This is a genomic window from Streptomyces sp. SLBN-8D4 (assembly GCF_049739545.1).
GTDB classification, from domain to species: domain Bacteria; phylum Actinomycetota; class Actinomycetes; order Streptomycetales; family Streptomycetaceae; genus Streptomyces; species Streptomyces canus_C.
The window spans coordinates 7,710,700-7,726,402 of record NZ_JBMGQC010000001.1 but is presented as its reverse complement, the minus strand read 5'-3'; the positions used below and the strand labels follow the sequence as shown (position 1 = coordinate 7,726,402).

Here is a 15,703-nt window from a genome sequence, read left to right as displayed (position 1 = left end):
TCATGCGCCTATCCAGACGAACCCTGCTGGCAGCAGCAACGGCAACGGCGTCACTCACCTCCGCGTCTCCCACCCAAGCGGCCCACGCCCGCAGACGCACCGGGTTCGAGAACCTCGCCGCGACCGGCTACGAACAGCTCCAAGGCCAACGCGTCGGCATCGTCACCAACCCCACCGGCGTCACCCGAGACGTCCGCCACATCGTCGACGTGATGCACGCCGACGAAAGAGTGAACCTGGGGGCCGTCTTCGGCCCCGAACACGGCTTCCGGGGCACCGCGCAAGCGGGCGGCTCCGAGGGCCGCTACGACGACCCCGCGACCGGCCTGCCCGTCTACGACACGTACCTGAAGAGCGGCCAGGCCCTCGCCGACATCTTCACCGCCTCCGCCGTGGACACGATCGTCTTCGACATCCAGGACGTCGGCGCACGCTTCTACACGTACATCTGGACCCTGCACGACTGCATGGAGGCGGCCCAGCTCGCCGGAAAGCGCTTCGTCGTCCTGGACCGCCCGAACCCGGTCAGCGGCCGCGCGGCCCAAGGCCCGGTCCTGCACCGGGAGTTCGCGACCTTCGTGGGCCGGCAGCCCATCTCCCAGGCGCACGGCATGACCGTCGCGGAGCTGGCCCGTCTGTTCAACGGCGAGTTCCTCACCACCCCCGTCCCCCTGGACACGGTCCTGATGACGGGCTGGAGGCGCTCGGAGTTCTACGACGCCTGGGACCTGCCCTGGGTCCCGCCGAGCCCGAACATGCCGACCCCGGACACGGCCCTGGTGTACTCGGGCACCTGCCTCTTCGAGGGCACGAACCTCTCGGAGGGCCGTGGCACCACCCGCCCCTTCGAACTCCTCGGCGCCGAGGGCCTGGACGGCCGCTGGGCCGCCGCCGCGAACGAACTCGGCCTTCCGGGCGTGCACTACAGGGAGGCCTACTTCGCCCCCACGTTCTCCAAGTTCCAGGGGAAGACGATCGGCGGCATCCAGATCCACGTCCACGACAGGCCCGCGTACGACCCCGTCCGCACCGGCATCGCCCTGCTCGTGACCGCCAAGCAGGCCTGGTCCGGGTTCGGTTGGCGCGCGGACAACTGGATCGACAAACTCACCGGCTCCACCCGGGTCCGCACGATGATCGACGCCGGCGCGAGCACCGACGAGGTCGTGGCGGGCTGGCGGGAGGAGCTGAGCGCCTTCCGGCGGATTCGGAAGGACTACCTCCTCTACGGATGAAGCCGTCGAGTATGGCCAACTTCGCCCGGTAGCAGGACGATACGCACCACTACGGGGGACGAGGTGGTCGGTGATGGCGGATCCGGCGATGAGTGTGACGCCGTACTGGGAGCTGACGTTCGACGCGGACGGGGATCCGGACCCCGGCCGGCGGGACCGGCTGCTCGCGGAGGTGACGGACCGGGGGGTCAGGGACCTGGTCTTCCTCTCGCACGGCTGGAACAGCGACCGCTCGGCGGCGACCCGGCTCTGCAGCCACTTCTTCGAGCCGTTCCCGGAGCTCGCGCCGATGGCGGGGCTCGGGTACGTGGGGGTCGTATGGCCGTCGATGCGGTTCTCGGACGAGCCGATCCCGGACTTCCCGCGGGCGGTGGCCGCCGAACTGCCGCCGCGTCCGGTGCTCGACAAGGACACCCGGCACGCGCTGCTCGAGACCTTCCCGGGCCGGGCCACCGTGATCGACCGGCTGGCCCGGTTGCTGGACCAGCAGCCGCGCGCGGAAGCCGAGTTGGAGGAGTTCGGACGCCTGGTGCGGATGCTGGTGGAGGTCGTGCCGCCGGGCCCGCAGGCGCTGTTCGCGGCGGACACGCTGGCGGAGGGGGTGCCGCAGGACGAGCCGGAGATCTTGGCCGGGTCGGCGGCGGCGGTGTGCGAGGAGTTCGCTCAGGCGCTCACCCATCTCGAATCGCCCGGCGGGGCAGAGGAGTTCACGATTCCCAACCCGTGGGACGGGGCGCACGAACTGCTGCGGCAGGGGACCTACTACGCGATGAAGCGGCGCGCGGGCACGGTCGGCGAGCGCGGACTCGGCCGGGTGGTCGGGCAGCTCGCGCAGGCGGCGCCCGGGGTGCGGGTGCACCTCGTGGGACACAGCTTCGGCGCGCGGCTGGTGTCGTTCGCCCTGCGCGGGCTGCCCCAGGGGGTGCGGACGGTCAAGTCCGTCACGCTGCTCCAAGGGGCCTTCTCCCACTACGCGTTCGCGACCCGGCTGCCGCACGACGCCCGGGCGGGAGGGGTGCTCCAGGGCCAGCAGAACCGCGTCGACGGGCCGTTGGTGTGCTGTTACTCCAGCCATGACTCGGCGCTCGGCACCCTGTATCCGCTGGCCTCGCGGATGGCGGGTGACGCCCAGGGTGTCACGGCCTTCGACATCGGCCGGACGCTGGGCGCCAAGTGGGGGGCGATGGGGCACGACGGGGTGCAGGCCGTGCCGGGTACGGCGTCCGTGAAGCTCGCCGAGGCCCTGACGAAGCTGCCCGTGAAGGGCTGCGTGAACGTCGACGCGGCCGCCGTCGTCAGACGGGGCGGGCCACCCGCGGGCGCGCACAGCGACATCTGCCACCGCGAGCTGGCCCGGCTGGTGCTGGCGGCGGGCCGTATCCACTGACCCGCCGCCAACAGCCGTACATCCGCCGGTACTTCTACCGGTGCGAGGTGAACTCCACGACCTGCTGGAAGGTCGGACGGTTCTGCCAGCTGATGTTGTAGTGCTTGATGCCTCCCAGGGTGCGCTGCACGATCGAGTCGGCGCACCACTGGTCGCCCGCCGAGCACAGCGTGTCGCCGGGGTAGACCTGGGCCGCGGTCTTGCCGGCCGCGGTCTTCAGGGTGCTGATGAGCGTGTCCCGGCAGGCGCTGAGGCTGCCGCCGCCGCAGTACTTGTCCGCCAGCGGGCCCTGCACGCTCTCACCGAGCACCGCGCGGACGTCCTTGTCGACGTAGCTCCACCAGCCGTACTGGAAGGAGCTGCCCGCGTGGGCGCCGGTGGGGCCGTGCGCGGCCGACGGGGACTCGTCGACGGGCAGGTTGGCCTGCATGGCGGTGTACAGACTCGCGCCGAGGCCCGGTTCGAAGATGCCCTTCGCCAGCAGCGGCCACCACGCGTCCAGGATGCGGACCGCGTCGGCGTCGGCGTACTTCTTCGAACCCGCCGAGGTCTCGGTGCGCTTGCCGCCGGCCGTCAGCCACGCCTGGAGCTTGCTCACCGCGGCCGCGGCCGTGGAGTCGGTGACCGTCGAGCTGTTGATCACCTTGAGCAGGTCCGGGAGGACGTCCTCCGCGCGCAGGTCGGCGAGGGACGCGTCCGCCATGGCCTTCACCAGCGAGGCCCGGGTGACCCCGCCCGCGGCGACCAGCTTCTTCACCCGGTCCTCAAGCAGGTTGCCGCGGTGCACGGAACCGTCGCCCCAGGACGCGGTCGCGTAGTCCTTGGCCTGCTTGTTGTTCCAGGAGATGTAGTAGTCCTGGTCGATCGAGTTGGGGTGCGCGGAGGCCGGCGTGTAGTCGGCGGTGTTGGTCGCCGGGTTCCAGTTCTTCCACTCGTACGCCGACTGCGCCCACACCGGGAACTCGGCGTCGACGCCGGACGCGCGCACCGGGTTGTTCCCGCTGTTGTAGTACGCGGTGTGCGTGGAGTCGGCGTAGAACCAGTTGAAGGTGTAGTTGATGTGCTGCACCGCGCTCTGGAAGGTCTGCGGGCTCTTGACGTAGTCCGGGTCGTTCAGCATCTGGAAGCCGATGATCGAGTCGGCCTCGTGCAGGTAGGAGGAGCGCAGGGTGGTGTAGGCGACCTTCTTGCCGCCGGCGGTCGCCCGGTACTCGACGGGGCCGTACTTCGTGCGCCAGACCCTCATCGTGTACGACCCCGCGGCCGTGCCGTCGGCCGTGGTCGGGGCCCAGGAGTTCTTCTGCTCGATCTTCTCCATGGCCGTGCAGGTGCCGTGGTACAGGTAGTGGTAGTCGTCCTGGCACAGTTCGACGGCGTAGGTGTCGATGATGTCCTGGCCGGAGGTCGTGGCGGACCACGAGTAGTCCTGGCCGCGGCCGAGTTCGACGTACATGCTCAGGCCCGCGAAGGAGGCGCCGCGGGCGCTGATGCCGGGGCCCTGGATCTCCTGGAGCATGAGGAGCTGGGGGGCGAAGTAGCCGGTCTGCGGGCCGAAGACGGCGACCGGGTGACCGCTGGCGGTGTACTTCCCGCTGACGACCAGGGCGTTGGACATGCCGCGCTTGGCCGAGGTGAGGGCGTTCGCGGTCGCCGTGGCGGAGGCCGCCGAGGCGCTCTGATCGGCGCCGGTGCCCGTCGGATCGTAGACCAGGGGCTCGGTGCTCACCGAACCGGCGTCGGGCAGCGCCTCGCCCTGCGCGCTCGCGGGCTTGGGTGCGTACGGGAAGCTCTCGCCGTTGTGGACGGTGAGGACGGCCTCGGGGTCGTTGCGCTCACGGAAGGACTCCCAGACCTCGGTGCCCTTCGTCACGCCGTACCGCTCCTGGGCGGCCATCAGCGAGATCGCGTTGTTGACCTCGCCGCCGCCCCCGGAACCGAACAGGGAGCCGATGACGGAGGCCAGCGCGACCAGGTCGGTGATCTTGAAGTGGTCGATGGTGCCGGCGTTGGTGATCGAGTCCTTGTGGCCGGTCAGGACGTACTCGCCGGGGAAGTAGCGGCCGCTGTCGGAGGCGTCGATGTAGGAGTTGATGCCGGCGAGATAGGCGTTGGCGTCGGCGAGGGCCTGCTGCCCGCGGGCGCCGTTGGCCGCGACCGCGTTGTCGATCTGCGCCTGCAGGTCGGCCTCGCTGTAGGGCGCGTTGCGCCAGAACTGCTGCTCCAGGCCCTGGTTGGAGGGAGCGCCGCCGGCGAAGGCGGTCAGCTGGCCGCGTCCCACGTGCCGGAAGACGTCCATCAGCCACAGTCGGTCCTGGGCGGCCGCGTAGCCCGCGCCGAACTCCGTGCCGTATCTGGTGGTGCCGGTGATGTGCGGCACACCCGTCTTCTTGTCACGGACGATCGTCACATCGGTGCGGCCGGCCGGGCTCAGGGTGGAGGCGACCTGGTCGGACGCGACCCCGAAGGACGCGTCGTTGAAGAAGGTGTTGATCGTTGAGTTGGTGAGTGCGGGGTACCCCTTGGCCAGGTTGGCGTAGGGGCCGAGCTGGTCCTCGGCGTGGTCGGGCTGGGTGCCGAAGGCCTGGTTGAGGAGGACCTGCGCGAGGGTCGCGTTGCCGTTCTCGCCGGGCGGCAGGATGTCGGAACACTGGCCGCCGCAGTAGTCGTTCGGCGCCGCGGCCTCGGCCGCCGAGGCGGTCTGCGCAAGCGGGGACAAAAGACCGGCAATCAGGACGCATATGGATGCGGACTTCAGGAACCCGGTGAGTCTGCCGGGAGTTCTCAGTCTGTCGAGTGCGGTGCGTGAGGTGCGCCGTGGCATGGCAGCTCCAACCGACGGGGGGTGTGGCCGGACGTTACCGCCGGTATCCCCGGGATTGAAGATGAACATGCGTCAAGTTTTGGCAGGGGTTCTCGAGCTTATGGGGGGCATCGGAAATCGGATGGAGCCAAATCGCTTGTCGATACGTCTATTCGGCAACGCCGCGCGAAGTCCGTGCGGCGACCGCCGAAGTGACCGAAGTACAGGTGTAGTTGTGACGGAGGTGCAGGGCGATGGCCGGTTTCCGGAGTCTGGCGAGACAGGTGCGGGATCCGCGGTGCGATCTGGCGCTTCGGCGCTACTCGCTGCGCAAGTGCCTTGAGCGGTTCGCTCCTTACGGACACAGGGCGACCTGGGACCACTTGTGCTCCCGGGCGGGATTCGCTCCCGAGGACCGCTCCCCCGACCCGGCGCGGCTCGTGGCCGCACTGGAGGAGCTGGAGGAGGCCCGTTCGGTCTGGCTCGCCTACGAGGTCGAGTTCGCCGAGCGGCGCAAGAAGGAGAAGCACGACGGGTTGCGCAGGCCGGGCAGTGTGGACGACTGGCACCGGCTGACCTGGGGCGGGTTCGGAGTCGCATGGTGCGACGACCCCCGGGTGCACCCCGATGATTCGCTGGCCGAGGTGCTGCGCAGGCTGATCTCCGCGTTGGAGCGCGAGCCGGGCGCGGTGTGCCCGGTGTGCGACGGGGAGCGGCTCGTGTGGAAGTACGAACTGGATCACGAACCCTCGACCGGCCCGGTCTGCGTGGACTGCGGAATCCTGGTGCCGCGGCCCGTGCTCACCCCCGAGGCCCTGGCGGACGCCAGGCGCGGACGGTTGCTGATGTCGGCCTAGAGCGTACGAGCGCGCCGGGGGTGCGCCGGGGATGCCGCACCCCCTGTTCTGACAGCGTTGAACTGTCGGTGCCGCCTGGCACCATCGAGGAATGGTGCAGGTGTGTCTCAACGGCCCGCGCGGGGCCGCCGACGGTGCGGCGGTGCCGCTCACTCCCGAGTCCCTGGCGCAGGCGGCGGCCGAGGCCGTCGCGGCGGGCGCCACGGACATCCATGTCCACCCCAAGACACCGTGCGGGCAGGACAGTCTGTCGCCGCGGGTGGTCGCGGCCACACTTGAGGCGATCCGTGCGCGGGTGTCGGTCCCGGTCGGTGTGACCACCGGCGCCTGGGCGGAACCGGACCCGAGGGCCCGCCTGGCCCGAGTCCGGAGCTGGACCGTGCTGCCCGACCACGCCTCGGTGAACTGGCACGAGCCGGGGGCCGAGTCGCTGGCCGCGGCCTTGATCGACCTGGGGGTCGGTGTGGAGGCCGGCATCTGGTCGGGCACGGACGCGGCCGAGCGGTTCGCGGTGTCCGCGCTCGGGCCGAAGGTGCTGCGCGTCCTCGCGGAGGTGACGGCGGCCGACGCGGCGGAGGATTCCGCGCGCACACTACTCGCCGAGCTCGGTACGGCCCACGACCGTCCGGTGCTGCTGCACGGCGAGGACGACGGCGCCTGGCCGGTACTGCGGCTGGCAGGCCGGCTGGGCCTCGCGACCCGGATCGGCCTGGAGGACACGCTGCTCCTGCCGGAGGGTCAACCTGCTCTGTCCAACGCTCAGTTGGTGGCGGAGGCACTGGTCCAGTCCGGGTGGTCCCAGCGGTCGTCGTAGGGCAGGGCGAGGAGTTCTGCCATTTTCGCCAGGTCGGACTCGTCCTGGGCGCGGAGGGCGGCGGGCGCGTGGGCCGCCGGCCAGGACTGGAGCGCGGTCACCAGGGCGCCGTCGTCACCGCGACACCACCAGCGGAACGGCGAGTCGTCGGTGATCAGGTCGAACATCCAGGCCGGCTGCGTCCGGAAGCGGTCGAGAATCGGGGTCAGGTCGCCCAGAATCGTGGCGCAGGTCTCGAACACGTCCCTGCCGGGATACGGCGGCTCCGGCGTCGTGAGTGTGTCGTCCCACCACGCGTGCACGAACGCCTCGACGGCCGCCGCCTGCTCGGACGGCCAGGCCCGCCAGTGCACCCGGCTCAGTCCGTGCTCCTCCCAGCCGATGCCGCAAAGGCTGCCGTCGGCCATGGCGTGCGCCGTCTGCGGCAGGAGACGGCGCATCACCGCCGCGTGGTCCTCGAAGTTCCCCGGGCTCTCGAAGACGAACCGGCGGACCAGGTCGACGGGCATCCGCGTGTACGGCGTCCGCAGACATGCCGTGTCCTCGGGGAGGTAATACCGCTCGCAGCCGGTCCCCGTGGGGCTGGCGAAGCCGTTGAAGACGGTGTCGATGTCGGTGAGCGCCGCGCCAAGGGCCCTTGACGTCATGGGAGTTGATCCCGTCAGGACTCCGGGCGCGGTGTCGCCGCGGGCCGAAGATCGCGACGCTACCAGGCACGGGGAGGAGGCACCAGGGGATTCCGGCACCGCCCGGTGGGACGGAGGCCGCACCGCCTGTACGACTCAGCGGCACTCGTGCGCCGTCTCCTGCCGCTCCGGATCACTGCGCCCGTTCCCCTGCCGTCTTCCGCTCCGCTCCACCAGCAGCCGCGAGCCCGTCAGCCGGTCGCCGAAGACGTCGTCCGGGTTGGACAGGACGCAGGTGTCCAGGGAGAGGCAGCCGCAGCTGATGCAGTCGGTGAGGTGGTCGCGGAGACGGTTCAACTGCTGGATGCGCTCGTCGAGTTCGGAGCGCCAGGCCTCGGAAAGGCGGGTCCAGTCCTCGCGCGTGGGGGTGCGTTCCTCGGGGAGTTCGGAGAGGGCGTCGCGGATCGTGGCCAGGGGGATGCCGACGCGCTGGGCGGCCCGCACGAACGCGACCCGGCGCAGCGCGTCACGGGAGTAGCGGCGCTGGTTGCCGGTGGTGCGGCGGCTGCTGATCAGGCCCTTGGACTCGTAGAAGTGCAGGGCGGAGACGGCGGCGCCGCTGCGGGCGGCGAGCTGGCCGACCGTGAGTTCATGGATCTTCTCGGGAATCTGGGGCACCCCTCGAAGCCTACCCATGCTGTCACCCTCGCGGTCCGTTGACAGGGGCTGCCCGGCCGACCATGCTAAGCAGTCGCTTAGATATTTTGCGGCAAGGAGGCCGGGACATGGCAGAGCCGAGGATCTTCACGGGCGCCGACGACCTGAAGGCGGCGGTGGGCGAGCAGCTGGGGTACACCGACTGGCTGGAGGTCGACCAGAAGCGCATCGACCTGTTCGCGGAGGCCACCGGTGACCACCAGTGGATCCACGTCGACCCGGAGAAGGCCGCCACGGGGCCCTTCGGCACCACCATCGCGCACGGCTATCTCACCCTGTCGCTGCTGCCGCTGTTCGGACCGCAGCTGATCAAGGTCGAGGGCGTGAAGATGGGCGTCAACTACGGGACGAACAAGGTGCGTTTCCCGGCGCCGGTGCCCGTGGGCTCCCGGCTGCGCGCCACCGCGCAGATCACCGGCGTCGACGACGTGGCGGGCGGTGTCCAGGTCACCGTCGCCTTCAGCGTGGAGCGCGAGGGCGGCGACAAGCCGGTGTGCGTGGCGGAGTCGGTGTCCCGGTACTACCTGTAAAAGGTCACTTCGCCCTGTAGAGGGTCACTTGGCCGCGCCCACCATGCGCAGCACGAGGTCGGCGTCGAGCGCGCCGACCTCGTCGGGCGTCCAGGGGCCGTCGACGTTGAACCAGCGGGCCACGTCGATGCAGAGCGACATGACGGCGAGGGTGGTGCCCCGCACGTCGAGCACGTCGAACTCGCCGGAGGCCACGCCGTCCTCGATGATCCCGCGCACCTCGGCGTCGCACTGCCGGCGCAGGGCGAGGATCTCGGCACGGGCGTCGGGGCCGAGGGAGTCCAGTTCGTACTGGACGACCCGGGCGGTGGTACGGCCGCCCGCGTGCCAGCGCACGAAGGAGCTCACCGCGTCCGCGAGCCGCTCGGTGGCGGTACCCTCGCGGCGGGCGGCGACCCGGAGGATCTCCAGCGCCTTCGCGTGACCGATCCGGCTGATGCGGTGCAGCAGCTCTTCCTTGGTCTTGTAGTGGATGTAGAGCGCGGCGGGGCTCATCCCGGCCCGGCCCGCGATGTCCCGGGTCGTGGTGGCGTGGTAGCCGCGCTCGGCGAACGCCTCCACCGCGGCGACGAGCAGCCGCCGCGCCGCGTCGGGCGTGACCTCACCCCACGCCGACAGCTCGCCGTCGGCCGTCTCCTCCGCCGTACTCATCGCACGCCCCTCTCCGCCGTTCAGAACCTCCACCATACCGCCGAACCTGAGCGAGCGCTTAGCCTGCCCGCTCAGCGGGCACCTGCGGCGGGCCGGACCCTTGCGCGAGGGGCGCGGGCGGGGAGCTGTTCACCGCGGGCGCCTGCGGCGGGCCGGGACGTGGCGTACGGGGACGTGAGCGGGAGCTGGTCGCTGCGAGCGCCACGGGGCAGCCCCGAACAGAGCGTACGGGGACGTGAGCAGGAGCTGGTCGCTGCGAACGCCGGGGGCGGCCCCGAACAGAGCGTACGGGGACGTGAGCAGGGGCTGGTCGGTGCGAATCCCTGCGACGGGTCCGGAACCGCAGGCAAGGGTGCACGAAGGCAGCTGTTCCGGGCGCGCGCCAGGCATGGGGACCGGAACCGCACGCACGAAGGCGCGAGGGGCAGCTGCTCCGAGCGGGCGCCGAGCCCGCAGGGCCGGAACCGCACGCCAGGAGGCACGAGGCGGTGCCGTTCGGCGCGGGCGCAAGCCAAGGGGGCCGGAACCGTCGGCAAGGGGACGTGGGTGCCAGCCCTTCCGTGCTCGCCCCGGCCTCGGGGCGGAACGGCACCCAGGGAGCCGCAGGGTGCCGACAGCTCGCCGCGAACCACCGAGCACCGAGCACCGAGCACCGAGCACCGTACGGAATCAGATTGCCGTGGACCAGACCCGGCCCAGACCCGCTCAAGACCCTGGACCGGGACCCCCGGAGCCCACCCCAGGTCAGACCCCCTCCCCACCGGCCCCGCTCAGAGCTTCTCGAAGGGGTCGTGCTCCGCGAGCAGCTTCTCCAGGCGGGCTTGGTCGACTCGACTCACGATCTGGCCCGCCTCCTGGCGGTCGCGGATGACCTTGGCGAGGGTGAAGGCGGAGGTGACGAGGTACAGGACGGCGATCGCGAGGAAGCCGCGGACCCACGCGTCGGCGTTAAGGCGGAAGATGCCGACGGCCGTGGCGGCCATGGCCACGGCGAAGGAGGCGACGGCCTGACCGTAGAAGGCGGCCGTGTTCTGCTGCTTGACCGGTGTGTCACTCATGGCCAGAGTCTCGGCCGACCATGGCCCCGGCCACATCCGCTCAGGTACTCACACGGTACTCAGAACGCCGAGACCCCCGTCAAAGCCCGCCCGATCACCAGCTTCTGGATCTGGCTCGTGCCCTCGTAGAGGGTCATCACCCGGGCGTCGCGCAGCAGTTTGCCCGCCGGGTACTCGTCGATGTAGCCGTAGCCGCCGAACACCTGCAAGGCGTTGTTCGCGGCGCGCACGGCCGCTTCCGAGGCGAACAGCTTGGCCTTGGAGGACGCGACCGCGAAGGGCTCGCCGCGGTCGATCAGGTCGGCCACCCGCCAGGTCAGCAGCCGGGCCGCGTCCACGTCGACGGCGATGTCACTGATCAGCTCCTGGACCAGTTGGTGCCCGGCGATCGGCTTGCCGAACTGCTCACGCTCGCCCGCGTATCGCAGAGCCGCGTCCAGGGCGGCCTGGGCTATGCCGACACACCCCGCCGCCACCGACATCCGCCCCTTGGCCAGCGCGGACATGGCGACGGAGAACCCCTTGCCCTCCTCGCCGACCATCGCGGAGGCGGGCACCCGGACCCCCTCCAGGACCAGTTCGGCGGTCGCCTGGCCGCGCAGCCCGAGTTTGCCGTGGATCGTGCGGCGGGTGAGGCCGGGGGTGTCCGCCGGTACGAGGAAGGCGGAGACGCCCTTGTGGCCGGGGGCGTCCGTCGACCGGGCGAACAGCAGCACCACGTCGGCCCACGTGCCGTTGGTGATGAACATCTTGGTGCCGTCGATGACGTAGTCGTCGCCGTCCCGCACCGCGCGCGTGGCGAGGTTGCCCGCGTCGGAGCCGGTGCCGGGCTCGGTCAGGCCGAAGCAGCCGACGTACGCGCCGGAGGTGAGCCCGGGAAGCCAGTGCCGCTTCTGCTCCTCGGTCCCCCACGCGGCGACCGTCTTGGCGACGAGCCCCAGCGAGACGGACACGATCCCGCGCACGGACGAGTCCCCGCGCCCCAGCTCCTCGGTGACCAGGCAGTACGCGAGATGGTCGCCGCCCGAGCCGCCGTACTCCTCGTCGATCGTCAGCCCGAGGAAGCCGACCTCTCCGAGCTTCTTGACGATCGACCGGTCGACCTCCTCGGCGCGATCCCAGGCGACGACGTGGGGGGCGATCTCCCGGGCCACGAAGTCCCGCGCCAGCTGCCGTACGGCAGCCTGCTCCTCACTCAGCCCCAGGTCGACCACGGGATCACCTCACTTGAGAGCAACGCCTTTAAATTAGCACTGCTAGTTTCTGGTTCGCAGCCCTACTATGTGCGCCATGGCCCGACCGCGCAAGCCCCTCCTCAGCACCGACCGGATCGTCGAGACGGCACGCGCGCTCGTGGACGCGGAGGGCCTCGCGGCCCTGTCCACGCGCCGGCTGGCGGCGGAGCTCGGGGTCAGCGGCCCGTCCCTCTACAACCACTTCCGGACGAAGGACGAGATCCTGGAGGCGGTCGCCGACTCGGTGAGCGCCCAGGTCGACCTGTCGATGTTCGAGGACGCCCGGCCCTGGCGGACCGCCCTGCACGACTGGGCCGTCTCCTACCGCGCCGCCCTGCGCGACCACCCCAACATCGTCCCGGTCCTGGCCCGGGGCCCCGGCCGCCGCCCCGCGGGGCTGCGTCTCGCCGACGCGGTCTACGGCGCGATGGTCGACGCGGGCTGGCCACCGGCGCAGGCCACGTCCATCGGCGCGCTGATGCGGTACTTCATCATGGGCTCCGCGCTCGGTTCGTTCGCCGGGGGCTTCGTGGACGACGCGAGCGCGTACGACCCCGCGGACTATCCGCACCTCGGCCAGGCGCACCTGCTCGCCGAGCAGCAGGAGAAGATCGACGAGCGGGCGTTCGAGACCGGACTCCGGGCGCTGCTGGACGGTCTCGCGCAGCAGTACGAGCAGGCCGGAGGCGCCGGGTAGCCATGTTTCGGCGGGCACCGAAGCGTTGCTGCCCCATGCTGGACCGCATGACCAAGGACCCGCAGGCACCCCGGCTGGCGAGGCTCGCCGCCCTGATGGCCGACGAGACCCGGGCCGCCTGTCTCCTGGCCCTGCTCGACGGCCGGGCCTGGACCGCGGGCGAACTGGCCCGCCACGCGGGGGTCGCCGCGTCCACCCTGAGCGAGCACCTGGGCAAACTCGTCGCGGGCGGTCTGCTGACGCAGGAGCGTCAGGGCCGCCACCGGTACGTGCGGCTGGCCGACGCGAGGGTGGCCCACCTGGTGGAGGACCTGGCGGCACAGGTCTCCCCCGACCCGGACGCGGACGCGGTCCCGCGCCCGCGAAACCTGCGGGAGTCGAGCGCCGGCTCGGCCATGGCCCGGGGCCGCACGTGCTACGACCACTTCGCGGGCCGTCTGGGCATCGCCCTGACCGACGCCCTGACGTCACGTCACCTCCTGCGCCAGGACACGGGTTTCGCCCTCACGGAAGCGGGCCTGGCCTGGTTCGAGGAGGTCGGCATCCCGCTCGACCGCAAAGGCCGCCGCCCCCTGGCCCGAGGCTGCCTCGACTGGACGGAACGCCGCCCGCACCTGGCCGGGGTCGCGGGGGCAGCCCTGTGCCGCCACGCCCTCGCCGAGGGCTGGTGCGTACGCATCGGTTCGGAGCGCGCCGTGAAGGTGACGGGGACGGGCGAACAAGCCCTGTCGGAGCTCCTGGGCATCGACGGATCGACCTTGCGCTGAACACGCCCCGCGGACGGCTGCGCACCCGTCCGAAATCCGCGAGCTTCCGCTCTCTCCCTTCCCTAACCTCAGGAGCATGATGAACCTCCGCCGCACCGAACTCCTCGCCGCCGGCGCAGCCACCGTCACCGTCATCCTCTGGGCCTCGGCCTTCGTCTCCATCCGGAGCGCGGGCGCCGCCTACTCCCCCGGCGCGCTCGCCCTCGGCCGCCTCCTGTCCGGCGCCGTCGCCCTAACCGTGATCTGCCTGATACGCCGGGAAGGGCTCCCCCCGCGCTCCGCGTGGCGCGGCATCGCGGTCTCCGGCGTCCTCTGGTTCGGCTTCTACATGGTCGTCCTGAACTGGGGCGAGCAGCAGGTGGACGCGGGCACCGCGGCGCTGGTCGTGAACATCGGCCCGATCCTGATCGCCCTGCTCGGCGCCCGTCTCCTCGGAGACGCGATGCCGCCCCGTCTGCTGGCGGGCATGGCGGTGTCCTTCGCGGGCGCCGTCACCGTGGGCCTGTCGATGTCGGACGACGGCGGGTCCTCCGTGCTCGGCGTGGTCCTGTGCCTGCTCGCGGCGATCGCCTACGCCGGCGGAGTCGTCGCCCAGAAGCCGGCCCTGGGCTCGGCTACCCCCCTGCAGGTGACGACATTCGGCTGCCTCGTGGGCGCCGTCGTCTGCCTGCCGTTCGCCGGCCGGCTGGTGTCGGAGGCGGCCGACGCCCCCGCCTCGGCGACCCTCAACATGGTCTACCTGGGCGTGTTCCCGACCGCTCTGGCCTTCACCACCTGGGCCTACGCCCTCGCCCGTACGACCGCCAGCCGCATGGGCGCGACCACCTACGCGGTGCCCGCCCTGGTCGTCCTGATGTCATGGCTGGCGCTAGGCGAGGTCCCGGGCCTGTTCACACTCGCGGGCGGGGTGCTGTGCCTGGCGGGCGTGGCGGTGTCCCGGTCCCGCGCACGGGCGGCTGCGGCTCCGGTGCCGGCACCGGAGCCGCAGCCCGAGAAGGCGTCAGACGCCGCGTGAACGCGCCCTGCCCGCAAGGACCTTGATGCAGAGCAGCGCGATGACCGAGAGCACGATGATGTACCCGGACACCGCCATCGAGGTCCCGGTGGCGTCCAGCAGCAGCACCATCAGGAAGGGCGCGAGCCCACCGCCCAGCACCGCGGCGATCTGGTAGCCGAGGGAGGCACCCGTGTACCGCATCTCGGGCGTGAACAGCTCGGCGAACAGGGCGGCTTGGGGGCCGTACATGATGCTCAGGAAGCATCCGGCGACGAACGTGCCGACGGCCAGCCAGAGCAGCGACCCGGTGTCGATCAGCAGGAACATCGGTACGGCCCACAGGGCGATGCCGACCGCGCCGGCGGCGTAGATCCGGATGCGGCCGAGGCGGTCGGAGAGGGCGGCCGCGGCCGGGATCAGCACCAGCTGGGTGAGGCTGATGCAGAGCGAGACGGTGAGAACGGCACTGCGTTTCATGCCGAGTTCGCGGGTGGTGTAGTCGAGGACGCCGGTGATCAGGATGTAGAAGGTCGCGGTGTTCACGGCGAAGGAGCCGCCCGCGAGCAGGACCGTGCCGAGGTGGTGACGGAGGACCGTGCGCAGCGGGGAGTTCTGCGCGGCCTTCTCCTGCTCGGCCAGCTCCCGCTCCGCCTGGCGGAATTCGGGGGTCTCCTCGACCTTGGCGTGGATGTACCAGGCGAGCGCGAGGACGAACAGGCCAATGAGGAACGGGATGCGCCAGCCCCAGGCCGCGAAATCGGCGTCCGTGGTGAAGGCCCCGGCCAGCAGGAAGACGGTGTTGGCCGTCACCACGCCGATGGGGACGCCGAGTTGGACGACACTGCCGTAGAGGCCGCGCTTGCCCTCGGGGGCGTACTCGGTGGCCAGCAGCATCGCGCCGCCCCACTGCGCGCCGACTGCGACGCCTTGTACGACGCGGAGGAGGACGAGCAGGATCGGGGCGGCGACGCCGATCGTGTCGTACGTCGGCAGGAGGCCGATGCCCGTGGTGGCCAGGCCCATGAGCGTCAGGGCGAGCACCAGCATGGGCTTGCGGCCGCGCTTGTCGCCGATCTGACCGGCGACGATGCCGCCGATGGGGCGGGCCAGGAAGCCGACGGCGAAGGTGGCGAAGGCGGCGAGGACTCCGGCGGAGGAACTGCCCGCGGGGAAGTAGAGGTCGCCGAGGACGAGGGCGGCGGCTATGCCGAAGACGAAGTAGTCGTACCACTCGACGGCGGACGCCAGGGCGGCCGCGGTGGCGACGCGACGGCGGTGGGGAGACGCCGGCGCGGTGACGGAAGTGGGGTGAGCGGTAGGGGCCGTGTCCAT

At 71.1% G+C, this 15,703-nt stretch carries 15 protein-coding genes; 8 read left to right on the top strand and 7 right to left on the bottom strand.

Going from position 1 to position 15,703, the window contains the following annotated elements:
• Positions 1–2 precede the first annotated feature (2 nt).
• Entirely contained in the window at positions 3–1,235 is a 1,233-nt protein-coding gene (locus RKD20_RS35115) for an exo-beta-N-acetylmuramidase NamZ family protein (protein ID WP_424881221.1), read from the top strand.
• Between the two features lie 73 nt (positions 1,236–1,308).
• Entirely contained in the window at positions 1,309–2,622 is a 1,314-nt protein-coding gene (locus RKD20_RS35110) for a serine-threonine protein kinase (RefSeq protein ID WP_424881220.1), read from the top strand.
• A 34-nt stretch (positions 2,623–2,656) separates the two neighbouring features.
• Here RKD20_RS35110 and RKD20_RS35105 read toward each other — a convergent pair whose 3' ends face one another.
• Positions 2,657–5,443 carry a penicillin acylase family protein gene (locus RKD20_RS35105; protein ID WP_424881219.1) on the bottom strand — a complete coding sequence of 929 codons (2,787 nt, stop codon included), beginning with the start codon at positions 5,441–5,443 and terminating at the stop codon, positions 2,657–2,659.
• Positions 5,444–5,676: 233 nt separating this feature from the next.
• Here RKD20_RS35105 and RKD20_RS35100 point away from each other — a divergent pair, with 233 nt between their 5' ends.
• Both RKD20_RS35100 and RKD20_RS35095 read left to right on the top strand, forming a co-directional pair.
• The gene (locus RKD20_RS35100) at positions 5,677–6,279 is read left to right on the top strand and encodes a hypothetical protein (RefSeq protein WP_020117779.1); all 603 of its coding nucleotides are present in this window, start codon (positions 5,677–5,679) and stop codon (positions 6,277–6,279) included.
• A gap of 91 nt (positions 6,280–6,370) precedes the next feature.
• Positions 6,371–7,093, top strand: coding sequence for a 3-keto-5-aminohexanoate cleavage protein (locus tag RKD20_RS35095; protein WP_424881218.1), 723 nt, complete (start codon positions 6,371–6,373; stop codon positions 7,091–7,093).
• Here RKD20_RS35095 and RKD20_RS35090 read toward each other — a convergent pair.
• Together RKD20_RS35090 and soxR are read right to left on the bottom strand one after the other, a co-directional pair.
• Positions 7,039–7,740 (bottom strand): hypothetical protein, encoded by a 702-nt coding sequence (locus RKD20_RS35090; RefSeq protein ID WP_424881217.1) that lies wholly within the window; start codon positions 7,738–7,740, stop codon positions 7,039–7,041. The two genes, RKD20_RS35095 and RKD20_RS35090, sit on opposite strands and share 55 nt — an antisense overlap.
• 135 nt (positions 7,741–7,875) lie before the next feature.
• Positions 7,876–8,397 (bottom strand): redox-sensitive transcriptional activator SoxR, encoded by a 522-nt coding sequence (gene soxR / locus RKD20_RS35085; protein ID WP_424881216.1) that lies wholly within the window; start codon positions 8,395–8,397, stop codon positions 7,876–7,878.
• A gap of 107 nt (positions 8,398–8,504) precedes the next feature.
• Between soxR and RKD20_RS35080 the strand changes: the two genes are divergently transcribed.
• Entirely contained in the window at positions 8,505–8,966 is a 462-nt protein-coding gene (locus RKD20_RS35080) for a MaoC family dehydratase (RefSeq protein ID WP_424881215.1), read from the top strand.
• A gap of 24 nt (positions 8,967–8,990) precedes the next feature.
• Here RKD20_RS35080 and RKD20_RS35075 read toward each other — a convergent pair whose 3' ends face one another.
• From RKD20_RS35075 to RKD20_RS35065, 3 genes are all read right to left on the bottom strand, one after another.
• Positions 8,991–9,617, bottom strand: coding sequence for a TetR/AcrR family transcriptional regulator (locus RKD20_RS35075; protein WP_020117784.1), 627 nt, complete (start codon positions 9,615–9,617; stop codon positions 8,991–8,993).
• A gap of 770 nt (positions 9,618–10,387) precedes the next feature.
• On the bottom strand, positions 10,388–10,675 hold the full coding sequence (locus tag RKD20_RS35070; protein ID WP_020117785.1) for a YiaA/YiaB family inner membrane protein: 288 nt from the start codon (positions 10,673–10,675) through the stop codon (positions 10,388–10,390).
• 59 nt (positions 10,676–10,734) lie between these two features.
• Complete coding sequence (locus RKD20_RS35065) at positions 10,735–11,889, bottom strand: acyl-CoA dehydrogenase family protein (protein WP_424881214.1); 1,155 nt, start codon at positions 11,887–11,889, stop codon at positions 10,735–10,737.
• A gap of 76 nt (positions 11,890–11,965) precedes the next feature.
• Between RKD20_RS35065 and RKD20_RS35060 the strand changes: the two genes are divergently transcribed.
• From RKD20_RS35060 to RKD20_RS35050, 3 genes are all read left to right on the top strand, one after another.
• Positions 11,966–12,607: a TetR/AcrR family transcriptional regulator gene (locus RKD20_RS35060; RefSeq protein ID WP_424881213.1), complete on the top strand. Its 642-nt coding sequence runs from the start codon at positions 11,966–11,968 to the stop codon at positions 12,605–12,607.
• A gap of 35 nt (positions 12,608–12,642) precedes the next feature.
• A complete protein-coding gene (locus RKD20_RS35055) occupies positions 12,643–13,374 on the top strand; it encodes an ArsR/SmtB family transcription factor (protein ID WP_424881212.1) in 732 nt (243 codons plus the stop codon).
• Between the two features lie 79 nt (positions 13,375–13,453).
• On the top strand, positions 13,454–14,389 hold the full coding sequence (locus RKD20_RS35050) for a DMT family transporter (RefSeq protein ID WP_424883391.1): 936 nt from the start codon (positions 13,454–13,456) through the stop codon (positions 14,387–14,389).
• Here RKD20_RS35050 and RKD20_RS35045 read toward each other — a convergent pair.
• Positions 14,375–15,703: an MFS transporter gene (locus RKD20_RS35045; RefSeq protein WP_424881211.1), complete on the bottom strand. Its 1,329-nt coding sequence runs from the start codon at positions 15,701–15,703 to the stop codon at positions 14,375–14,377. The two genes, RKD20_RS35050 and RKD20_RS35045, sit on opposite strands and share 15 nt — an antisense overlap.